Origin of the sequence: Halobacterium sp. KA-6 (assembly GCF_021029015.1) — an archaeon.
Classification (GTDB): domain Archaea; phylum Halobacteriota; class Halobacteria; order Halobacteriales; family Halobacteriaceae; genus Halobacterium.
Window position 1 is genome coordinate 1 of record NZ_JAJJZH010000006.1, and the last position, 18,016, is coordinate 18,016.

The window sequence follows — 18,016 nt, forward strand, 5'->3', positions numbered from 1 at the left end:
ACGTCGTCGTCGACGGCAGCGACGCGTTCGCGGGGGAAGCGCGAACGCGCGTCCGGGAGCGGATCCGCGAGACGGCGGTTCGAGCGTGCGCGCAGAAACACGGCGTCTCGCGGGACGAAACCACGGACGCCGTCGCGCGCGGCGAGTGGACGAGCGACACGGTCGCCGCGGCGTTCCTCGGGGACGAGCGCGCGCCACGGTACCCGCTCCGCGAGCGCCTGCGCGGGTGGGTGCACCCCGACCGAGCGTTCCAGCGACGCGTCGAGCGCGCCGTCGACGCGACCCACGACCTCGCCACGGAGGGGTCGCAGTGAGCCAGTCGCGATTCACGGGCGGCCTGCTGGCCGCGCTCGTGCTCGCCGGCGCGGGCGCAGCGAGCGGCCGGTCGGCGCTGTTCGTCGCCGCCGTGATTCCACTCGTGTTCGTGCTGTACGGCGCGCTCTCCGTCCCGCGAGCGGATGACGGAGTCCACGTCACTCGCGACCTCTCGACGGAGTCGCCGCTGCCCGGCGACCGCGTCGCGGTCGAACTCACCGTCGAGAACGTCGGTGGGAGCGCGCTCCCGGACGTCCGCGTCGCCGATGGCGTCCCCGGCGACCTCCGCGTGGTGGACGGCTCGCCGGACGCCGCGCTCGCGCTCCCGGCGGACGGCACGGCGACTGTCGAGTACACGATAGTCGCGGACCGCGGCCAGTTCCCGTTCGATTCGCCGACCGTCCGGGTCCGTGGCGCGAGCGCGACGAACGCCCGCACGGTCGACGCACCCGTCGACGGAACGGACGAACTGAACTGCCAGGTGAGCGTCGCTGACGTACCGCTTCGCAGGCAGACGACCGCCCACGCGGGGACGCTCCCGACGGACTCCGGCGGGCCGGGCATCGAGTTCCACTCGACGCGCGAGTACCAGCGCGGCGACCCCGCGAGCCGCATCAACTGGCGGCGCTACGCCAAGACCGGCGAACTCTCGACGGTGAACTACCGGGAGCGACGCGCGGCCGCCGTCGTGCTCGCCGTGGACGCCCGCGACGCAAGCGACGCGACCGCCCACGCCGGCACGCCATCCGGAGCATCACTGTCCGCGTACGCCGCAGCGCGCGCCGTCGAACCGCTCGAAACCGCCGGGCACCGCGTGGGGCTCGCGGTATTCGGTATCGACGACCCCGTGACCGGCGGAACGGACCCCGCGTGGGTGCCGCCCGGCACGGGTGACGCCCATCACGCGCGCATCGCGACCGTGCTCGACGCCGCAGTCGAAGGCGGCGCGGACGACGCTGAAACGACGACGGAGGAGGCCGAACCTGATCAGGGAGAAAAACAAGTCGCCACGGCCGACGGCGGCAGTTGGCTCGGTGCGGGCGACGACGCGCGCATCGACCGGTTCGCCGAACGCGTGCAGCCAGGCACGCAGGTCGTCGTCTGCTCGCCCGCGCTCGACGAGTTCCCGGTCGCGCTGACGCGCCGGCTCGCGGCCGACGGCCACCACGTCACCGCGGTCAGCCCGGACGTCACCGCCACGGACACGCCCGGACGAACGCTCGCCGCGACCGACCGCGCGCTCTCGCTCTCGGACCTCCGGGCGGCCGGCGCGCACGTCGTCGACTGGTCGCCCGACGAGCCACTGGCCAGTGCGGTCGCCCGCGCGACCACCACAATCCGAGGAGGACAGCGATGAGCACCGAGACCGTGCGCCGGCCGACGGTCGTCGCGGGCGCTGCGATGCTCGCGGTAGTGCTGTTCGCCGTCAACGACGCCAGCGGCACGTACGGCCTGCTGGCGTTCCTCGCGGCAGCGGGCGGCGGCGTGCTCGCTGTGGCGACCGGACTCGCGACGCGGGAGGAACCGCTGGCCGTGTTCGCGGCGTCCGTGCTCGCTCCCATCGGTGGTGTCGTCGTCCTCGCCACCGCCGGGCTCTCGGCCGCCGACCTCCCGCTGCTCGCGGACGTACTCGACCCGCTGGTCGTCGTCGCGCTCGCGACCGCGGGTTTCGGCGCGACGGCGGCGTTCACGGGCGGCGTCGGCGGCGGCGCGGTCGGCCGCGCGTTCTCCGTCGTCGTCGCGACTACCATCCTCCCGTTCCTCGCGACTGTCGCCGTGCTCGTCGAACGCGTGCAGCAGAACGTGGGCGTGCTCGGCGAACTCGGAGACGTCGTGGGGGTGGTCGTCGGTCTCGTCCGCTCACCCACCGGAACCAGTATCGACGTGGTGGTGTTCTTCGTGCTGGTCGCAGCGACAGCGCGTGCACTCGCTGCCGGCGTGAGCGCCGCGCCGCTGGTCGAACTCGCGCCGCGCGACCGTCGCGAGACGGTGTCGCAGGCCAGCCGGTACGTGGTCGCCGTCTGCTTGACCGTCTGGCGGTTGTTCGCCCTGAGTTGGGCGGTCGTGTTCGTGGCGTTCGTCACCGGCATCGCGGAGCGCGCCGTCGCACAGATGCCGGACAGCGTCGTCTCGCTCGTCGGCACGCTCGCATCCGCCGGCGTGCTGCGTACGCTCATGTTGGTCGCTATTACGGTCTCCTTGCTCGTGGTCGGCGCCCTACGCGTCGCACGTCTCGCGACCGGAGACCACCGCGAGAGTCTCCGCCGGGTCGCGCCAGCCGCTGGTGGCGGCGTGCTCGCGGTCCTCGTCGGCGTCCTGTTCGCTAATCGGGTCGTCGCTGAAGTCCGGCGCGCGCTCCCCCAGCAGGCGCGTGCGAACTTCGAGGGCGTCGTCGCGACGTTCGGCGAGCCGGCGCTGGCTCTCGTCGCCCTGCTCGCACCGCTGGCCGCACTCTCGGCGCTCCTGCTGGCGTTCGCGGGGCTGGGCTGGCTTCGCGCGATTCCCCAGCGCAGCGCGCCCGCCGCCGTCGCAGCAGGCGCGCTCGTGGTCGCCGCGGCCGCCGCCGGCGTGCAGGGCGCGCCCCGTGAATTCGTGTTCGCGCTCGTCGCCACGGGGATGGTCGCGTGGGACGTCGGCGAGTACGGCGTCGGCGTGGCCGCGGAGTTGGAGCGACACGCGCCGACGGCCCGCGCGGAAGTCGTTCACGTCGCCGCCGCGGTCGCCGTGGGCGTGCTCGCGTACTACGCCGCGACGCTCGTCGGCGGGGTCGCCGCCGGACTCCAGACGCCCGACCCAGGCGCAGCGCTAGTCGCGCTCGTCGCGGCAGGCGTGGGACTGGCGGCGCTGGTCGGCGCGCTCGCGGAGTGAAGAATTGAGCTACCCACCCCTGAAGGGGTGGGATTCAGCATGGACTCCCGTTCTAGCCGAAACCTCGGCAGGTGATTCATACTCACCGTTCACGTTCAGCGTCCCGCTGTTCAAGCGCACGCCCAAGGGTGCGCCTTCGTCGCCCCCGGTTTGGTTGCGACGAAGATACCGCAAACCGATATTCTTGGCCGCGTTGTAGTCGGCGTGGTTCTCGTACCCGCACTTCAAGCACTCGAAGGCTTCGCCGTCGCGGTTGTCCGGGTGGGTGAACCCACAGTATGAACACCGCCGCGACGTGTTTTCCGGGGGAACCTGCTCTACTGTGATACCGTACTCTGCGGCCTTGTATTCGACATATTCGTAGAGGCGGTTGAATGCCCACTTATGCCCCCACGACGCCCCGGTCCGCTCGCGGATATCGGTTAAGTCCTCGAAGGCGATGACCGTACAGCCGTGTTGGCGGGCTTCTGCAACCAGTTCGTTGCTGATACGGTGAAGCGTCTGCTTGAATCGGCCGTTTTCTTTCCGACCGACTGCCTGGATATTCTCGTGTGCCCACCGCGTCCCGCACTCTTGTAGGTCGCCACGCCGATTTTCGTATTCACGCCGCCAGTGGTCGAACTCCGCGCCCGTCCAGAACGTACCCGTGCTGGCGACAGCGAGGTTGTTCACGCCGAGGTCAATCCCGAGAACCGTTCCGTTCTCAGGTGTTGGCTGTTCCGGCGAGTCCAACTCTCTTTCCTTCTTACAGTGAACGTGAAGTTGCCACTCGTCGTGCTTTCGATGTAGTTCCGCCCCCGTGGTTTCGTACTCGTCGGAGAACAGGTATTCCGCATGGGGTGTCTCACGATCTCTGTCGGGTAGCACGTAGTCGGCTTCGACCCGACCGTCTGTAGTGGCGAGAGACACGTAATCGTCGTAGAATGTGGCAGTTCGGTGGTCGTAGACGACGTGCGGGGAAGTCATACGCGGTTTCGACGCCTTCTTGCCTTGCTTCCATCGTTCGACAACACTCTTGCAGGCTTCTGCGGCCTTGTTGCGGGCGTTCTGAACCAGCCCCGTGTTTAGCGGCGTCTGATCGCACACGTCGTCGTAGGTTTCGCCTTGAAGTTGACCTTTGCTCGTGGTGACGTATTCGCCTTGGAAAGCGTGGTCAACCACGTATTGTGCCGCGAACAGAAATTCGTCCACGGTGTCACGGAGAAGTGCGTCGTCATCACTGTCCACGTCAAGCGTGACGGGGACAGTCCGGCGCACTTCCATAGATTAGATGTGATACTGGTGGTTTATGAAGATTAGGGAGTCAGGGTGGCTACGTCTGGTGGTTTGTGGAGCGGAGCTTACGGATTCATCCCACGGCTAACGCCGTAGGGTTTCTCCTGTATCTTCTCAAACACCGGGGCGGTCGACTTCTGGAGTATGCGGACGCTCTATGTGCAGCCGCTCTGCCCGTACTGCCGGAAAGTCAAACGCGCGCTCGACGACCTCGGACTCGACTACGAGACCGAACGCGTCTCCTTCTTCAAATTCCGCCGAGACGAAGTTCGAGAAGTCAGCGGCCAGTCGCAGGTGCCCGTGCTCGTGGACCCCGAGCACGGCGTCGACGGGATGCCGGAGTCAGACGATATCGTCGACTACCTCTACGAGACCTACGGCGAGTAGTTACGACACAGCCGGTACCTGCACGCTGTCGAGGACGTCGCGCACGACGTCCTCGGGGTCGACGTCTTCGACGGTGGCCTGCCCGGTGAGCACGAGCCGGTGGACGAGCACGGACTGGCCTGCTCGCTTGACGTCCTCGGGCGTGACGTAGTCGCGGCCCTGCACGACGGCGCGGGCGCGAGCGACCTCGAAGAGACGCTGGGTACCCCGGGGACTCACGCCGACTTCGACGCGGTCGTCCTCGCGGGTGGCGCGCCCGATGTCGACGACGTAGTCGCGGACGCCGTCGCTGACCGAGACCGTCTCCGGGACCTGCTGGAGGTCCGCGAGCGCGTCGTCGGGGACAACCTGTGACACCTCGGGTGTGGTGGTCTGGCGGTCCGCACGGCGGTCGATGAGTTCGCGTTCGCCCGCTCGGTCGGGGTAGCCGATGCCGGCTTTCACCGCGAAGCGGTCGCGCTGTGCTTCCGGTAGTCGGAACGTGCCCTCCTGCTCGACGGGGTTCTGGGTCGCGATGACGAAGAAGGGGTCCGGGAGCTGGTGGGTCTCGCCGTCCACGCTCACCTGTCCCTCCTCCATCGCTTCCAGTAGCGCGGCCTGCGTCTTCGGCGGCGCGCGGTTGATTTCGTCCGCGAGCACGACGTTGGCGAACACGGGGCCGGGGTTGAACTCGAAGGACTCGGTGCGGGCGTCGTAGACGTGCGAGCCGGTGATGTCCGACGGGAGGAGGTCGGGCGTGAACTGCACGCGAGTGAAGCCGAGGCCGAGCGCGTTCGCGAGGCTGCGCGCCGTCAGCGTCTTCCCGGTGCCCGGAACGTCCTCCAGGAGGACGTGGCCGCGAGCGAGCGCGCCCGAGAGGACCGTTTCGAGGAACGTGCGGTCGGTGACGACCGCCTCGCTGACTGCGTCTATCACGTCGGTGCACGTCCGGGCGGCGGTGTCGGCGTCCATTCGAGTCGTGGGTCGCCGCCACCGTCCTTGTAGTTGTCGCCTGTTCTCGGCGCATCACTGGAATAACCGCTCAGTTAATACCGCGCCAGCCCGTCACTTCGACTAACCTAGCGAAACGCATACACCGCTCCCACCGAGAGGAGTGCGTGCTAGCGCCGTTCGAGGACGGGGCAGGCGTCTCGAACGGGCAACGGGGGCAACCGACGAACATGGGACCTGACACAGAGCTTTCGAACGTCGTACTCGTCACGGTGGACTCGCTCCGAGCGGACGCCATCGGAGCGTACGACGCACAGCGACACACGCCAGTGATGGACCGCCTCGCCCAGCGAGGGACCGTCTTCGAACGCGCGTTCGCGAACGGGAACTGGACGCCGTTCTCGTTCCCGTCGATGCTCTCCTCCCGGCCAGTGTTCTCCGATTCCGACGAGGTCGGTGTCAGCGAGTCGCCGACGCTCGCTTCGGCGCTGTCCGACGCGGGCGTCGCCACGGGCGGGTTCAACGCGGCGAACGGCTTTCTCACCTCGCACTGGGGATACGACAAGGGGTTCGACGAGTTCGAGCCGTTCGTCGCCAGCGTCGGGTCGAGCATCTACAGTCGCTACCTCGCTACTCACCCCACGGTCGAGGCGTGGCTGCAGCTCGCGACGTCCCCGCTGCGCCGCGCCGGGTCGTGGCTGCGCGGCGACAGCGACGACCGGCCGTTCCTCGACACGTCCCGAATGTTCGACGTCGAGCACGCTGCCACCGAATTCGTCGAAGACACCGACGAGCCGTTCTTCCTGTGGGTCCACTACATGGACGCACACACGCCGTACGTCCCCGCACCGCGGTACATCCGCGAAGTGTCCTCGAACGTACTCGGCACCCACCGGATGCTGCACGCACACACCCGCACCGGCCTCGGATGGGAGGTCGGCGAACGCACGCTCGGCGACCTCCGTACACTCTACCAGGCCGCTGTCCGGCAGGTCGACGCCAGTATCGGGCGACTGCTGGACACCCTCGACGAGGAAGGCGTCGCCGACGAGACCGCAGTCGTGCTCGCCGGCGACCACGGCGAGGAGTTCCAGGAGCACGGCCACCTCGCGCACTACCCAAAACTGTACGACGAACTGATTCACGCGCCGCTGGTCGTCGACGTCCCCGGCGCGGAGCCGCGGCGCATCGAGCAGCAGGTCGGCCTGGACTCGATTCCGCCGACCATCACGGACCTGCTGGACGTCGACGCGAACGCCGACTGGCAGGGCGACTCGCTCGCCACCGCGGTCCTCGACGGCGACGAACCCGACGACGACCCGGTCGTGTCGGTGACCGTGCGTGGCGAGTCGGTGACCGCCCAGCCCATTCCGCGCTCGCTGGACGACGGCGACCTGCTCGTGAGCGTCCGCGACGCGGATTGGACGTACGTCGAGAACGTCGACGCCGACACCCACGAGCTGTACCACCGGCCGTCGGACCCCAGCCAGCAGGACGACTTGTCCGTGGACCCGTCGGCGGAGGCCCGCGAAGTCGTCGAACGGTTCGCGCCGCTAGTCGACGAGCACGCGGCCGTCATCCGCGACCGGAGCGGAACGACCGAAGCCGCAGTCGACGAGGACCTCGGCGCGCGGCTGGAAGCACTCGGCTACAAATAGATGGTCCGGCGCTACCTCCGCGGCCTCTACGAGGGGCCGTTCGCGATGCAGTTGCGACGGTTCGTCGCCGTCGGCGCGTTCACGGCGGGCGTCCAGATGGTGTTGCTGTGGGCGTTCGTGGACGTCGGCCGTCTGAACTATCTCGTCGGCGCAGTCATCGCCATCGAAATCACCATCGTCCTCTCGTACGTCCTCAACAACGCGTGGACGTTCCGCCGCTACCGCAACACCGGCACCGTCGATTTCCTCGTCGGCTTGCTGAAGACGAACGTCATCCGCGGCTCCGCAATTCCGCTACAGGTCGGCGTCCTGTTCGCGCTCGTGGAGTGGCGCGCGCTCCCGTACCTGCTCGCGAACGCGTTCGCCATCCTCGTCAGCGGCCTCTACCGCTACGTCCTCGACGCACGCTGGACGTGGGGTTAGGCGTACGAACGCCGCTGGATGCCTCTCGCGGTCGCTTCTGTTGACTCGCAGAACGTTCAGTCCAACTGCTTGCGCATCGCGACGTGGGGAATGCCTGCTTCCTCGAACTCGTCGCCGTCGCGGACGTAGCCGCGGCGGTCGTAGAACCCGGCAGCGGGCAGTTGGGCGTGGAGATACAGTTCGTCGAACCGCTCGCGCGCGGCGGCTTCGAGGGCGTCCATCAGCGCCGCACCCCAGCCTTCGCCGCGGCGGGCTTCGCGGACGGCGACGCGCTCGACTTTCCCCACGCTCGCCTCGTACTCGCGGAGGCGCGCAGCCCCGACGGGCTCGTCGTGTTCGGCGTAGGCCACGAAGTGGAGCGCGTCGCCCTCGTGTTCGTCCACTTCGAGGTCCTCGGGGACGCCCTGTTCGTCGACGAACACGGCGTACCTGACGTCGAGTGCGTCCTCGTAGCGGGCGTCGGTGTCGGCTCGCACGACCGGCATGAAAACGAGTCGGGCCGCGAGCCGGAAAACCCCTACTGCTCGTCGGCGACGTCCGCGACGAACTCTTCGAGCAGCGACGACAGCATCCCGGCGAATCCGGTGTCGCGGCTCCAGAACGCGGTCTCGGTGCCGTCGTCGCCAGCGACGCTGATGAGCACCGCAGTATCGTCGACCATCACGACGCGCTCGGCACCCATGTCGGGGGTCGGCTGCTGCGCGACCGCGACGTCACCGATGCGGCTCACGACCGCCACCCCCGGAGGACTGTTGGTAGAATCATACTGACAGTGTGGTTCTCGGGTTGTACTGACAGCTACTGCTTACACAAACACACCGGGAAGAGCGGTAATCCGTATCAACTACTCGCGGCGCTGGCGGTAGTCCGGCAGCGTGTCGTCCTGCATGACGGCCGTTCGCCCGCCGTCCACGAGCAGGGACGTGCCCGTCACGAACGCCGCTTCGTCGCTCGCGAGGAACGCCACCGCCGCCGCGACGTCCTCGGGCTCGCCGATGCGACCCACGGGGTGGATGGAGTCGAGGTGTTCGCGGTACTCGTCGTCCATCTCCTCGGTGGTGCGGTCGACGGCGACCCAGCCGGGGTTCACGGTGTTCACGCGAATCGACGGCCCGAAGTCCAGCGCCATCGCCCGCGTCATCCCGTCGATACCCGCCTTCACCGCGTTGTACGGGAAGTGCTCGGGCATCGTCAGCCGCGCGTGATTCGAGGAGACGTTGACGACGCTGCCGCCGTCCATCGCCGTGACGGCGTGCTTGGCGGTCAGCCAGTACGACCGGAAGTCCGTCTCCAGCACGAACTCCCAGTCCTCGATGGTCGCCTCGTCGGCGGGCGTCTCCGTCTGCACGCCCGCGTTGTTCACCAACACGTCCAGCCCGCCGAAGCGCTTGACGGTCGCCTCCACGAGCGCTTCGATGTCCTCCGGGTCGCGCATATCGGCTCGTACGAACACCGCCGAACCCGCTTCCTCGTCGCTGATTCGCTCCGCAACCACCTCGCCGTCCTCGACTGTCCGACCGGTGACGACGACGTTCGCGCCCTCCGCGGCGAGCCGGCACGCGATACCCTCTCCGATGCCGCGCGTCGACCCCGTGACGAGGGCGGTCTTCCCCGCGAAGCGTTCGCCAGTGCTCACCACTCGGCGACACCTCCGTCCTCGTGACGCCAGATTGGGTTGTGCCAGTCGGGCTCCTCGGACGCGCGAATCGCGTCCTCGTCCACGTCGATGCCCAGGCCCGGCCCTTCAGGGAGTTCGACGTAGCCGTCCTCGTACTCGAACACCGACGGGTCTTCGAGGTAGTCCAGCACGTCGCTGCCCTCGTTGTAGTGGATATCGAGGCTCTGCTCCTGAATCAGGGCGTTCGGTGCTGCTGCGTCCACCTGTACGCAGGAGGCCAGCGCGACCGGCCCGAGCGGGCAGTGGGGTGCCATCGCCACGTCGTAGGCTTCGGCCATCGACGCGATCTTGTTCACCTCGGTGATGCCGCCGGCGTGCGAGAGGTCCGGCTGGATGACGTCCACGCTGCCCTGCTCGAAGACCTCCTTGAAGTCCCACCGGGAGTACATCCGCTCCCCGGTCGCGATGGGCGTCGTCGTCTTCGCCACAATCTCCGGGAGCACGTCGTTGTGCTCGGGGAGCACGGGCTCCTCCACGAAGAACGGGTCGTACGGTTCGAGCGCGGCGACCAGCTGCTTCGCCATCGGCTTCGAGACGCGGCCGTGGAAGTCCACGCCGATGTCCACTTCGTCACCGACCGCCTCGCGGACCGCAGCGATGCGGTCGACGGCCTCGTCGACGGCCTCCGGGTTGTCGACGCGGCGCATCTCCGGCGTCGCGTTCATCTTCAGCGCGGTGAATCCCGCGTCGACCTTCTCCGCAGCGGCCTCGCCGACGTCGCCGGGTCGGTCGCCGCCAATCCACTGGTAGACGCGAATCCGGTCCCGTGCTGGCCCGCCGAGCAGTTCGTAGACCGGCGCGCCGAGCGTCTGTCCCTTGATGTCCCAGAGAGCCTGGTCGATGCCCGCGATGGCGGACATCAGGATGGGGCCGCCGCGATAGAACCCCCCGCGGTACATCGCCTGCCAGTGGTCCTCGATGCGCGTCGGGTCTTCGCCGAGCAGGTAGCTCTCGAACAGTTCCTCGACCGCCGTCTCGACCGTCTTCGCACGCCCCTCCACGACCGGCTCCCCCCAGCCGACGGTGCCGTCGCTGGTCGTGACTTTCAGGAACAGCCATCTTGGAGCCGCGTGGAACAGTTCGTAGTCGGTAATTCGCATTACGTCGAGGACTGACCGGACACCCGTTAGTGGTTCCGGTCAGGCCCGCGAGCGCTCAGAACGACTGGCCGCTACTGGGACTGGAACCGCCGCGGCCGCGGTACTCGTAGTCGCCGAAGCCCAGCACCGGGAAGAAGATGGCCGGAATCAGCCAGAGCCCAATGCCGAAGAGGAGGCCGCAGCCGAACGACTCCGCGATGTCGATGGAAATCTTCGCAAGCACGAAGATGTTCACGATGGGCACGAACAGCAACAGCAGCCACCACCACTCGTTGCCGCCGATTTTGACCATCACATAGACGTTGTATATCGGGATGATGGCGGCCCAGCCGGGCTCGCCGGCTTTCGAGAACGTCAGCCACGTTCCGCCGACAACAGCGACCAAGACGACCAACGCGATGAGTAGTCCGACAAGCCCAGCGACGGCGTCACCGGCGCTCGACTGGAGGGGACAACAGGAAACTGTCGAGTGTCATTCAAGACTACTACAGGCGCACCACCGTAAAAAACTCCGGGACGTCACTCTAGTTGCTCAGCGTACTCGTAGTCGGCGGGGTAGGCGTTCGGCGCGGCGTCGTCGATGCGGATGCCCCACCCGTCGAGCACCGTGGGGTCGTCGAGCGCTGTGCGCAGCGTCTCGCGCACGTCCTCGACGTCCACGCCGTAGTAGTCGCCGGGCACGCCGTCGAGGTACTGCAGTGCCGTCCGGAAGAGACTGCGCATCCCCGCGTCGTCGCCGGATGCCGGGCGGTCGTCCGCCGTGCTTCGCGTCCCGTCGCTCTCGAAGTTGTAGTGCTTGTGCGCGCCCGCCGCGACCTGCACCATCCCGTGGAGGAACGCCGACTCCGTGGTGCCGCTGCCGTAGTTGTACCACTCGTCCTCGAAGCAGTCGTGGGACTCGTGGAACTCCCCGCTGTTGTAGAGGCGGACGCCGTGCTCCGTCGCGCGTCGTAGCGTCGCGTGCTCCCACACCCGGCGGTCGGCGAGCCAGCCGGTCGGGTTCCCCAGCGGCGGCGCGACGCTCGGGTCGCGGGTGTGGTCGTCCATCACGACCGGCTTGGACCTGGCGGGCCGTAATCCCGTCGGTGGGCCCTCCACGATGGCCGCAACGGCAACCCCTATGCGTCCGCGTCCGCTACGACGTGACGATGCGAGTCGAACAGCTAGGCGATGGCGAACCCGAAGTGGCGGTCGTCGGGAGTGTCCACGGCGACGAGCCCTGCGGCGCTCACGCAGTCCAGCGACTGCTCGACGCCGATCTCGACGTGCTCGAACCCGTGAAACTCGTCGTCGCGAACGAGCGCGCGCTCGAGGAGAACGTCCGCTACCTCGACGCCGACCTCAACCGCTCGTTCGGCGAGGACGTCCCCGACGACGCCCACGAGGTCGAACTCGCTCACCGCCTCGCCGACGAAATCCGGGGCTGTACCGTGCTGTCGCTGCACTCCACGCAGTCCCACGCCGACCCGTTCGCCATCACCGCGGGCTTCGACGGCCAGATTCCGGACGTCGTCCCGCGACTCCCCATTGTCGCGACCGTCGACACCCAGGGCTTCGGCGAAGGCCGACTATTCGCGTCCGACGCGGACATCATCGAGGCCGAGGCCGGCCTCCAGGGCACGGAGACGGCCGCGGAGAACGCGTTCCGCCTCGCACGCGAGTTCCTCACCGCGGTCGGCGCGCTCCCCGGGAGCGCAGTCGAACGCGAGATTCCGGTCTTCGAGATGGGCGAGTCCATTCCCAAACCCCCGGCCGACGAGTACGAGGTGTTCGTTGAGAACTTCGAGCGCGTCGAGCGCGGCGAGACGTTCGCCGCCGCGGACGGCCACGAACTCGTCGCCGACGACCCCTTCTATCCGGTGCTGTTGTCGCCGTACGGGTACGCCGGCCAGTTCGGCTACCGCGGCCAACACCGCGGCACCGTCGGTCAGTCCTCGGACGGCGCGAACTCCACGAGCGTCAACTCCCTGTCCAGCGCGCAGTAGTCGTGGGGCGGGTCCCCGAGAATCTCCTGAATCTGGTACTCCTTGTCGAACTCCGCGCCCACCGGCTCACAGTACTCGTGGCTCGGACACTCCGTGTGGGGGCACGGCCCAGCTAACTTCCCCTTGCTCCCAGCGTACGCGCCCTTCGACGGCACGTTCGCTTTCACGGACGTCGGCTCCACGTCCACCGCGACCACGCCCTCGTCATGGACCGCGCAATCCAGTACCTGTCCGCCCTCCCGGACTTCGGTGACCTCGTAGCGCACGCCCTTCTCCAGCGTCAGACACTGCTTGCGGTACGGACACCCCTCGCAGGCCGACGACTCCCCGCGATAGACGAACTCCGTACCCGGCTCGGCGAGCCGCGACCCGAGCAGCGTGATAGACATGTTCGTCGATTCGACTCGCGCGTGGTTAAGCCTCCCGCCAGCAGGACGGTCTGGCATTGGATGTGATTCCGTTTCTCCGAGTTACGTAGCGATAGACGTGCACACTTCCTCGAAAGCCCCGAGGCTGTAGACTCGGGAGGCTTGTTGCGCTCCTCGCTCGCTAGGCTCGCTGCGGTGCTTACGTCGCCTGCCTTCGTCTACTAGCCTCGCCCCTTTCAGTCCGTCCCGTTACCGGCTGAACAACCGGTCTCGGGCGGACTGAAAGGGGCGAGTCGCTCGGCGAAGTACGCCGAAGTAAGCACCGAGAGAGTGAAGCGAATTAGGCGCGCAGCGAGGCGCACGAGTCGAGCGAGCCGGGGCTTTCGAGGTGGTACCGTCAACGATGCAGCAGCAGTCTACGAAAACAACCCAACCTATCCCGAACATCTACCCGAGCGAGCACCGACAGCCTAGGCGTGATACTGGTCGTGTGTGGGCCGCCGGGCGCGGGGAAAACCACCGTCGCGCTAGGCCTGAATCGGCGGCTCGAAGCCGACGGCTACGACTTTCAGGTGGTGCACACAGACGACCTCGCGACGCCGGTGTACGACCACTTGTTTGAGCGCGTCGCCGACGCTCCCGAAGCGAACTGGCTGCTCGACGGGACGTTCTACAAGGCGAAGTGGCAGGCGCGAATCCAGGAGTTCCCGGATGTCTACGTGCTGCTCGTGACCGCGGACCGAGACACCTGCGTCCGGCGGAACTACGAGCGAGACGGAATCCCGGACCGCGCGGTGAAGACGATTTACGACGAGTTCGACTGGCCCGACGCGGACTTCACCGTCGACACCGACGTGCTGCGCGTGGAGACCGCGGTCGACCTCGCGTACGAGCGCGTGCAGGAGTGGCTCCGCGAGGCGGAGACAGTCGATGCGGAACACACCCGAGAACAGGAATAGCGGCGATCAGCCCGTGAGTTCGTCGAGTTCGTCGAGGTAGTCGTCGCGGGGAAGCTGGTAGGCGTCCCGGTAGTCGATGTCACCCATGTCGAAGCGGGCGGCGAGATCGACCGCACCAGCGTCGGCGGCGTCGCGAGAGTCGAAGCGCGCGTCGGCGTCCTTGACGCGGACTTCGGGTTCGAGGCGGAGGGAGACGAACCAACTGTCGGGCGCGGAGTGCGAGCGGCGCTTGCGCTCGGTTGGCGGGCGGCACGCGACGCGAATCGTCGGGAGGCAGGGCGCGGGGAAGCGTTGGGTGTCGAAGACGTCGGGCCGGTAGACGAGAATCGCGCCGTCCTCGTCGTCGTTCCAGACCTGCCAGCCCTCGGAGAGGTCGTCGAACGCGGTCATGGGCGTCCTATCCCGCGAACGCCGTAAGGTCTGCCGGTTCGCGGCGAGCCGGAAGCCGACTATCGGCACGGCGTTCGGTACTGGCTGTCGGTGAAAGTGAAGTCAGTCGTGGCTGTACCGCGATTGCGTGTTCACAGGTGGAATCGGTCCGCAGCGCGATAGTAGCCACACAGAATAGTTCGCTTCACTTTCACTCCGCACCCCGGCTGGGCGTCGCAGTTCCTCGTTCAGGTGTCGGCCAGCGTGGCGGCTGCGTCGACACTGTCCGCGTCGTCGCCGAGCCACTCTTCAGCCCACTCCTCGATGGCGTCGAACACCGGGAACAGCGACTCACCTTTCGCGGTCAGCGAGTAGTACGTCGCTACGGGCGACTCCTCCTCGAGGCGGCGGTTGACGAACCCCATCTCCTGGAGGTCGTCGAGCACGCGCGAGAGCGTCCGCGAGCTGGCGTCCGTCGAGCGTTTGAGCTCGTTGAACCGCTTCTCGCCGTCCTGGAGGTCGTGGAGCACGATGAGCCGCCACTGGGAGCCAATCTGTTCCAGCGAGTCGATGACGCTGCAGGCCTCCTCGCTGTATCGCTCGTCTGCCATGTCCGACCGTACGCAGCGGGCACGCATAGTGGTTCCGACTGGAATCAGGTGTCAGAGTGACACTGCTGGGGTGACGCCGCCGTCACCGGATGGCCCCGAGGTTAGCGGAACGGTTTACGTGTGGGTGGCTTACTGGGAGGCATGACAGACACCGACCCCCACGCCGGACAGCCGGTTGAGCACCGCGGACCCGCACTCGAAGACGCCGACAGTGCCGTAATTCTGCTGCACGGTCGCGGCGCTCGCGCCAGCGGAATGCTCGGATTCGCCGAGGACCTCCCCAGCGAGGGCACCGCGTTCGTCGCACCGCAGGCCGCCCGCGCGACGTGGTACCCGAACAGCTTCCTCGAACCCACCGAAGAGAACGAGCCGTGGTTCAGTTCCGCGCTCGGCCTGGTCAACGACGTCTTCGAGGACGTCACCGAGCACGTCCCCGCAGAGAACGTCGCGCTCCTCGGATTCTCGCAGGGTGCGTGTCTCGGCAGCGAGTTCGTCGCTCGGAACCCCCGCGAGTACGGCGGATTCGTCGCGTTCTCCGGCGGCCTCCACGGCCCCGAAGGCACCACGCACGAACACGAGGGCGACCTCGAAGGCACGCCAATCTTCCTCGGCTGCAGCGACCGCGACCCCCACATCCCCGAGGAGCGCGTCCACGAGACCCGCGACGTCTTCGAGGCGATGAACGCCGACGTCACCGAGCGCATCTACGAGGGCATGGGTCACACCGTCAACCAGGACGAACTCGAACACGCCGCCGACATCGTCGGCGACCTCTGACCCGCCGCGACCTGTAGGTTTACCCGCGGCCGCTCCCTACCAGTGAGTATGAGTGACGCCAGTGACAGCGCCGACGCCGGCAGCGCGGACGCCAGCGACGTGCCCGAGACCGAGGCGGAGTGGCGCGAGCGTCTCAGCGACGACGAGTACGAGATTCTGCGCGAGGCGGGGACCGAACGCCCGTATTCCGGCGAGCACGTGGACCGCGACGAGGACGGCACGTACCGGTGTGCGGGCTGCGGCGAGGTGCTGTTCGACGCGGACACGAAGTTCGACGCGCACTGCGGGTGGCCGAGCTTCTGGGACGCCGCCGAGAGCGACGCCGTCGAACGCCGCCCCGACCACAGCAACGGCATGGAGCGCACGGAAGTCGTCTGCGCGACCTGCGGCGGCCACCTCGGCCACGTCTTCCAGGACGGGCCGGAACCCACTGGAGAACGCTTCTGCATCAACTCCGCCGCGCTCGACTTCGACGCCCAGAATTAGAAGCAGAACGAGAACGGGTAGGTGAGCGCGACGCGGTCGCCGTCCTCCAATTCGGTGGCGAACCCGTCGAGGAGTTCGTTGAACCGCCCGTTCACAAGCACGCGAGCGTACGCCCGGGTGCGCTCGCCCTCGGGGTTGCGCTCCCAGCGGCCGGGCGGGTCGCCGGGGTAGTTCGCCCACGTCGCAGCAGTCTCCTCTTCCTCGCTCTCCGCGAGCAGCATGTCTTCAAGGCCGTACTCGTCGAAGAACGCATCGAGGAACTCCCCGAGCGTCGTCCCGTCGAAGGAGAACTCCATGCTGTGCGTGCCGAGCTCGCGGCGAACGTGGCCGGTCGCACGCAGTTCCACGGTGGTCTCACTCCGCTGACCGTCGACCTCACCGCCCTCCTCGCGGTTCTGAACGCTCATACGGGTCGTTCGCGCTTCACCCGCCTAAACACAACCCCGAACGTATTCGGTTCGGACGACGGGAAACGCCTATCCCGTTCGCTGTCGAGGTGGCCAGTGATGGACGAGGACCGCGAGTTCGCGCTCGAATCCCGGCTCACGAACCACGGCTGCTACCTCCGCGAAGTCGCCGAATCCGGGGACACCTACCACCTCACCTACCAGTCCGCGGCGGCCGACCAGCACGGCGAAATCCCGCACCAGCAGGTCGGGGACATAGTCAACGTCTTCCGGAAGCTGTTCGCCGACGCCGGCTGGTCGGTTCGTAGCGTGGAAGCGACCGTAACCGACCTCGACGACGAGCCACTGGGGTCGTGGCGCGCGGAGCAGGAGTGGTTCGACGCACTCGCCGACGGCACCATGACCGAGGTCGAGTTCTCGCGTCGCGTCGTCGACAGCCTCGAACCTTAGCCGCCCGCGCGCATCGCCTTCCGCGAGAAGTCCTCGACGAGTTCCTCGAGTGCTTCCTCGCCGAACTCCTCGTCGGCCGCGAAGGCAACGGTAACTTCGGTGAGTTCCAGCGACGGCCCGATGGCGACTTTCTCCGCGGACAACTCGGCGCGCCAGCCGTCGCCCTCGACCGTGTCGTCGTCGACGATGGTGCCGCCGAGGTTCTCGAGGTAGTTCCGAGCGAGCCGCACGGAGATGCCGCGAAACTCCTTCTCCCGCTTCACACCACGTCCCCCGTCGCTGTTCCACCGGCGACCGGTGGGAAGATGCTCAACTGGTCGCCGTCTTCGAGTTCCGTCTCCATGCCGTCGAGGTGTAGCACCTCCCGGCCGCTCTTCAGGACGTTGATGTGCGGGCGGAGGCCGCCGTTCTCGACGAGCTGGCCCGCCAAGCCATCGTACTCGGTTTCGAGTTCGCGGAGCACCTCGCCGACGGTCGTCCCCTCGTCGTACTCGCGCTCGACGACCTTCGTGCCGACTGACTCACGGAAGGTCGCGAAGAAGCGGAGTTCGACGTTCATGCGCCCCCGAACCGGATGCCGTCCTCGACGAGGCGCTGGTTGCGCTCGCGGTCCAGCGCTTCGCCGAGTTCGTCGTGGTCGTAAATCTGGGCGACGAGTTCCGCGTAGAGGTTCCGCCACGAGATGGCGTAAATCGGCGACTGCCCCCACGCGCGCAGTTCCGGCACGAATTCGTCGTAGCGTTCGAGGCGCTCCTCCAGCCGCTCGACGGCGTCGACGACGTACGACACGGCCTCCTCGTCGGAGTCCGCGGCGTCAATGGCGTCGTTGAGGCGGCGCTCCCAGCCGGCGACGGCTTGCTGCATGTCCTTGCGCGTATCGTCGCTGTCGGCGGGGAGTGCGTCGAGAATCGGTTCCGGAACGCCGAGTGACACCGGCTCCATGCGTGAACGTGACGCGGCGACGAGCATA

Annotated in this window: 26 protein-coding genes; 11 read left to right on the forward strand and 15 right to left on the reverse strand. The window is 67.5% G+C overall.

The features are described from left to right. The 3 genes from LPA46_RS12235 to LPA46_RS12245 all read left to right on the forward strand — a co-directional run. Positions 1–314 (forward strand): DUF7269 family protein (locus LPA46_RS12235; protein ID WP_442908252.1); only part of this gene is annotated, 314 nt, incomplete at its 5' end. Next, complete coding sequence (locus LPA46_RS12240; RefSeq protein ID WP_230892732.1) at positions 311–1,672, forward strand: DUF58 domain-containing protein; 1,362 nt, start codon at positions 311–313, stop codon at positions 1,670–1,672. The genes LPA46_RS12235 and LPA46_RS12240, both read left to right, overlap by 4 nt. Then, the gene (locus LPA46_RS12245; RefSeq protein WP_230892733.1) at positions 1,669–3,183 is read left to right on the forward strand and encodes a DUF7519 family protein; all 1,515 of its coding nucleotides are present in this window, start codon (positions 1,669–1,671) and stop codon (positions 3,181–3,183) included. The genes LPA46_RS12240 and LPA46_RS12245 overlap by 4 nt, the downstream gene beginning before the upstream one ends. Positions 3,184–3,192: 9 nt before the next feature. Here LPA46_RS12245 and LPA46_RS12250 read toward each other — a convergent pair whose 3' ends face one another. Continuing rightward, the gene (locus tag LPA46_RS12250; protein WP_230892734.1) at positions 3,193–4,446 is read right to left on the reverse strand and encodes an RNA-guided endonuclease InsQ/TnpB family protein; all 1,254 of its coding nucleotides are present in this window, start codon (positions 4,444–4,446) and stop codon (positions 3,193–3,195) included. 156 nt (positions 4,447–4,602) lie between these two features. Between LPA46_RS12250 and LPA46_RS12255 the strand changes: the two genes are divergently transcribed. After that, positions 4,603–4,845 (forward strand): glutathione S-transferase family protein, encoded by a 243-nt coding sequence (locus LPA46_RS12255; RefSeq protein ID WP_230892735.1) that lies wholly within the window; start codon positions 4,603–4,605, stop codon positions 4,843–4,845. On the opposite strand, the gene LPA46_RS12260 is transcribed toward LPA46_RS12255, so the two are convergent. Beyond that, on the reverse strand, positions 4,846–5,796 hold the full coding sequence (locus LPA46_RS12260; RefSeq protein WP_230892736.1) for an AAA family ATPase: 951 nt from the start codon (positions 5,794–5,796) through the stop codon (positions 4,846–4,848). Between the two features lie 209 nt (positions 5,797–6,005). Between LPA46_RS12260 and LPA46_RS12265 the strand changes: the two genes are divergently transcribed. Both LPA46_RS12265 and LPA46_RS12270 read left to right on the forward strand, forming a co-directional pair. Further along, positions 6,006–7,433 (forward strand): sulfatase, encoded by a 1,428-nt coding sequence (locus LPA46_RS12265; protein WP_230890773.1) that lies wholly within the window; start codon positions 6,006–6,008, stop codon positions 7,431–7,433. After that, positions 7,434–7,856, forward strand: coding sequence for a GtrA family protein (locus LPA46_RS12270; RefSeq protein ID WP_230890774.1), 423 nt, complete (start codon positions 7,434–7,436; stop codon positions 7,854–7,856). Between the two features lie 56 nt (positions 7,857–7,912). On the opposite strand, the gene LPA46_RS12275 is transcribed toward LPA46_RS12270, so the two are convergent. From LPA46_RS12275 to LPA46_RS12300, 6 genes are all read right to left on the reverse strand, one after another. Continuing rightward, entirely contained in the window at positions 7,913–8,341 is a 429-nt protein-coding gene (locus LPA46_RS12275) for a GNAT family N-acetyltransferase (protein WP_230890775.1), read from the reverse strand. Positions 8,342–8,373: 32 nt separating this feature from the next. Further along, positions 8,374–8,586, reverse strand: a complete 213-nt coding sequence (locus LPA46_RS12280) for a hypothetical protein (protein ID WP_230890776.1) — start codon at positions 8,584–8,586, stop codon at positions 8,374–8,376. Between the two features lie 114 nt (positions 8,587–8,700). Beyond that, positions 8,701–9,492, reverse strand: coding sequence for an SDR family NAD(P)-dependent oxidoreductase (locus LPA46_RS12285; RefSeq protein WP_230892737.1), 792 nt, complete (start codon positions 9,490–9,492; stop codon positions 8,701–8,703). Further along, on the reverse strand, positions 9,489–10,634 hold the full coding sequence (dgoD, locus tag LPA46_RS12290) for a galactonate dehydratase (protein ID WP_230890778.1): 1,146 nt from the start codon (positions 10,632–10,634) through the stop codon (positions 9,489–9,491). The genes LPA46_RS12285 and dgoD overlap by 4 nt, the downstream gene beginning before the upstream one ends. A 55-nt stretch (positions 10,635–10,689) precedes the next feature. Further along, the gene (locus LPA46_RS12295; protein WP_230892738.1) at positions 10,690–11,028 is read right to left on the reverse strand and encodes a DUF5684 domain-containing protein; all 339 of its coding nucleotides are present in this window, start codon (positions 11,026–11,028) and stop codon (positions 10,690–10,692) included. Between the two features lie 125 nt (positions 11,029–11,153). Beyond that, positions 11,154–11,681 (reverse strand): DUF309 domain-containing protein, encoded by a 528-nt coding sequence (locus LPA46_RS12300; RefSeq protein ID WP_230892739.1) that lies wholly within the window; start codon positions 11,679–11,681, stop codon positions 11,154–11,156. A 101-nt stretch (positions 11,682–11,782) separates the two neighbouring features. Between LPA46_RS12300 and LPA46_RS12305 the strand changes: the two genes are divergently transcribed. Then, entirely contained in the window at positions 11,783–12,619 is an 837-nt protein-coding gene (locus LPA46_RS12305; RefSeq protein ID WP_230892740.1) for a succinylglutamate desuccinylase/aspartoacylase domain-containing protein, read from the forward strand. Here the strand turns inward: LPA46_RS12305 and LPA46_RS12310 are convergent. Beyond that, the gene (locus LPA46_RS12310; RefSeq protein ID WP_230892741.1) at positions 12,562–13,008 is read right to left on the reverse strand and encodes a UPF0179 family protein; all 447 of its coding nucleotides are present in this window, start codon (positions 13,006–13,008) and stop codon (positions 12,562–12,564) included. The two genes, LPA46_RS12305 and LPA46_RS12310, sit on opposite strands and share 58 nt — an antisense overlap. A 455-nt stretch (positions 13,009–13,463) precedes the next feature. Between LPA46_RS12310 and LPA46_RS12315 the strand changes: the two genes are divergently transcribed. Next, complete coding sequence (locus LPA46_RS12315) at positions 13,464–13,946, forward strand: AAA family ATPase (protein WP_230892742.1); 483 nt, start codon at positions 13,464–13,466, stop codon at positions 13,944–13,946. Positions 13,947–13,952: 6 nt separating this feature from the next. Here the strand turns inward: LPA46_RS12315 and LPA46_RS12320 are convergent, their stop codons facing one another. Together LPA46_RS12320 and LPA46_RS12325 are read right to left on the reverse strand one after the other, a co-directional pair. Continuing rightward, on the reverse strand, positions 13,953–14,336 hold the full coding sequence (locus tag LPA46_RS12320; RefSeq protein ID WP_230892743.1) for a DUF5820 family protein: 384 nt from the start codon (positions 14,334–14,336) through the stop codon (positions 13,953–13,955). 227 nt (positions 14,337–14,563) lie between these two features. After that, complete coding sequence (locus LPA46_RS12325) at positions 14,564–14,926, reverse strand: winged helix-turn-helix transcriptional regulator (RefSeq protein ID WP_230892744.1); 363 nt, start codon at positions 14,924–14,926, stop codon at positions 14,564–14,566. Between the two features lie 141 nt (positions 14,927–15,067). Between LPA46_RS12325 and LPA46_RS12330 the strand changes: the two genes are divergently transcribed. Further along, positions 15,068–15,703 carry an alpha/beta hydrolase gene (locus tag LPA46_RS12330; protein WP_230892745.1) on the forward strand — a complete coding sequence of 212 codons (636 nt, stop codon included), beginning with the start codon at positions 15,068–15,070 and terminating at the stop codon, positions 15,701–15,703. A 48-nt stretch (positions 15,704–15,751) separates the two neighbouring features. Then, entirely contained in the window at positions 15,752–16,189 is a 438-nt protein-coding gene (gene msrB / locus LPA46_RS12335) for a peptide-methionine (R)-S-oxide reductase MsrB (RefSeq protein WP_230892746.1), read from the forward strand. Here msrB and LPA46_RS12340 read toward each other — a convergent pair. Further along, positions 16,186–16,596 carry a MoaD/ThiS family protein gene (locus LPA46_RS12340; RefSeq protein ID WP_230892747.1) on the reverse strand — a complete coding sequence of 137 codons (411 nt, stop codon included), beginning with the start codon at positions 16,594–16,596 and terminating at the stop codon, positions 16,186–16,188. The genes msrB and LPA46_RS12340 overlap by 4 nt on opposite strands. A gap of 99 nt (positions 16,597–16,695) precedes the next feature. Between LPA46_RS12340 and LPA46_RS12345 the strand changes: the two genes are divergently transcribed. Continuing rightward, on the forward strand, positions 16,696–17,046 hold the full coding sequence (locus LPA46_RS12345) for a hypothetical protein (RefSeq protein WP_230892748.1): 351 nt from the start codon (positions 16,696–16,698) through the stop codon (positions 17,044–17,046). On the opposite strand, the gene LPA46_RS12350 is transcribed toward LPA46_RS12345, so the two are convergent. From LPA46_RS12350 to LPA46_RS12360, 3 genes are read right to left on the reverse strand one after another with little or no spacing between them, the layout of a single operon-like run. Continuing rightward, entirely contained in the window at positions 17,043–17,309 is a 267-nt protein-coding gene (locus LPA46_RS12350; protein ID WP_230892749.1) for a hypothetical protein, read from the reverse strand. The genes LPA46_RS12345 and LPA46_RS12350 overlap by 4 nt on opposite strands. After that, positions 17,306–17,605 carry a ubiquitin-like small modifier protein 1 gene (locus tag LPA46_RS12355; RefSeq protein ID WP_230892750.1) on the reverse strand — a complete coding sequence of 100 codons (300 nt, stop codon included), beginning with the start codon at positions 17,603–17,605 and terminating at the stop codon, positions 17,306–17,308. The genes LPA46_RS12350 and LPA46_RS12355 overlap by 4 nt, the downstream gene beginning before the upstream one ends. After that, positions 17,602–17,988: a hypothetical protein gene (locus tag LPA46_RS12360; RefSeq protein WP_230892751.1), complete on the reverse strand. Its 387-nt coding sequence runs from the start codon at positions 17,986–17,988 to the stop codon at positions 17,602–17,604. Before LPA46_RS12360 ends, LPA46_RS12355 begins: the two co-directional genes overlap by 4 nt. Positions 17,989–18,016 lie beyond the last annotated feature (28 nt).

Excerpts from the sequence above, each read along its gene's own strand:
- LPA46_RS12325 (WP_230892744.1), bottom strand. The coding sequence starts at position 14,926 with ATGGCAGACGAGCGATACAGCGAGGAGGCCTGCAGCGTCATCGACTCG.
- LPA46_RS12330 (WP_230892745.1), top strand. The coding sequence starts at position 15,068 with ATGACAGACACCGACCCCCACGCCGGACAGCCGGTTGAGCACCGCGGA.
- LPA46_RS12305 (WP_230892740.1), top strand. The coding sequence starts at position 11,783 with ATGCGAGTCGAACAGCTAGGCGATGGCGAACCCGAAGTGGCGGTCGTC.
- LPA46_RS12260 (WP_230892736.1), bottom strand. The coding sequence starts at position 5,796 with ATGGACGCCGACACCGCCGCCCGGACGTGCACCGACGTGATAGACGCA.
- LPA46_RS12250 (WP_230892734.1), bottom strand. The coding sequence starts at position 4,446 with ATGGAAGTGCGCCGGACTGTCCCCGTCACGCTTGACGTGGACAGTGAT.
- LPA46_RS12300 (WP_230892739.1), bottom strand. The coding sequence starts at position 11,681 with ATGGACGACCACACCCGCGACCCGAGCGTCGCGCCGCCGCTGGGGAAC.
- LPA46_RS12310 (WP_230892741.1), bottom strand. The coding sequence starts at position 13,008 with ATGTCTATCACGCTGCTCGGGTCGCGGCTCGCCGAGCCGGGTACGGAG.
- LPA46_RS12320 (WP_230892743.1), bottom strand. The coding sequence starts at position 14,336 with ATGACCGCGTTCGACGACCTCTCCGAGGGCTGGCAGGTCTGGAACGAC.
- LPA46_RS12275 (WP_230890775.1), bottom strand. The coding sequence starts at position 8,341 with ATGCCGGTCGTGCGAGCCGACACCGACGCCCGCTACGAGGACGCACTC.
- LPA46_RS12355 (WP_230892750.1), bottom strand. The coding sequence starts at position 17,605 with ATGAACGTCGAACTCCGCTTCTTCGCGACCTTCCGTGAGTCAGTCGGC.
- LPA46_RS12245 (WP_230892733.1), top strand. The coding sequence starts at position 1,669 with ATGAGCACCGAGACCGTGCGCCGGCCGACGGTCGTCGCGGGCGCTGCG.
- LPA46_RS12255 (WP_230892735.1), top strand. The coding sequence starts at position 4,603 with ATGCGGACGCTCTATGTGCAGCCGCTCTGCCCGTACTGCCGGAAAGTC.
- msrB (WP_230892746.1), top strand. The coding sequence starts at position 15,752 with ATGAGTGACGCCAGTGACAGCGCCGACGCCGGCAGCGCGGACGCCAGC.
- LPA46_RS12270 (WP_230890774.1), top strand. The coding sequence starts at position 7,434 with ATGGTCCGGCGCTACCTCCGCGGCCTCTACGAGGGGCCGTTCGCGATG.
- dgoD (WP_230890778.1), bottom strand. The coding sequence starts at position 10,634 with ATGCGAATTACCGACTACGAACTGTTCCACGCGGCTCCAAGATGGCTG.
- LPA46_RS12340 (WP_230892747.1), bottom strand. The coding sequence starts at position 16,596 with ATGAGCGTTCAGAACCGCGAGGAGGGCGGTGAGGTCGACGGTCAGCGG.
- LPA46_RS12360 (WP_230892751.1), bottom strand. The coding sequence starts at position 17,988 with ATGGAGCCGGTGTCACTCGGCGTTCCGGAACCGATTCTCGACGCACTC.
- LPA46_RS12265 (WP_230890773.1), top strand. The coding sequence starts at position 6,006 with ATGGGACCTGACACAGAGCTTTCGAACGTCGTACTCGTCACGGTGGAC.
- LPA46_RS12345 (WP_230892748.1), top strand. The coding sequence starts at position 16,696 with ATGGACGAGGACCGCGAGTTCGCGCTCGAATCCCGGCTCACGAACCAC.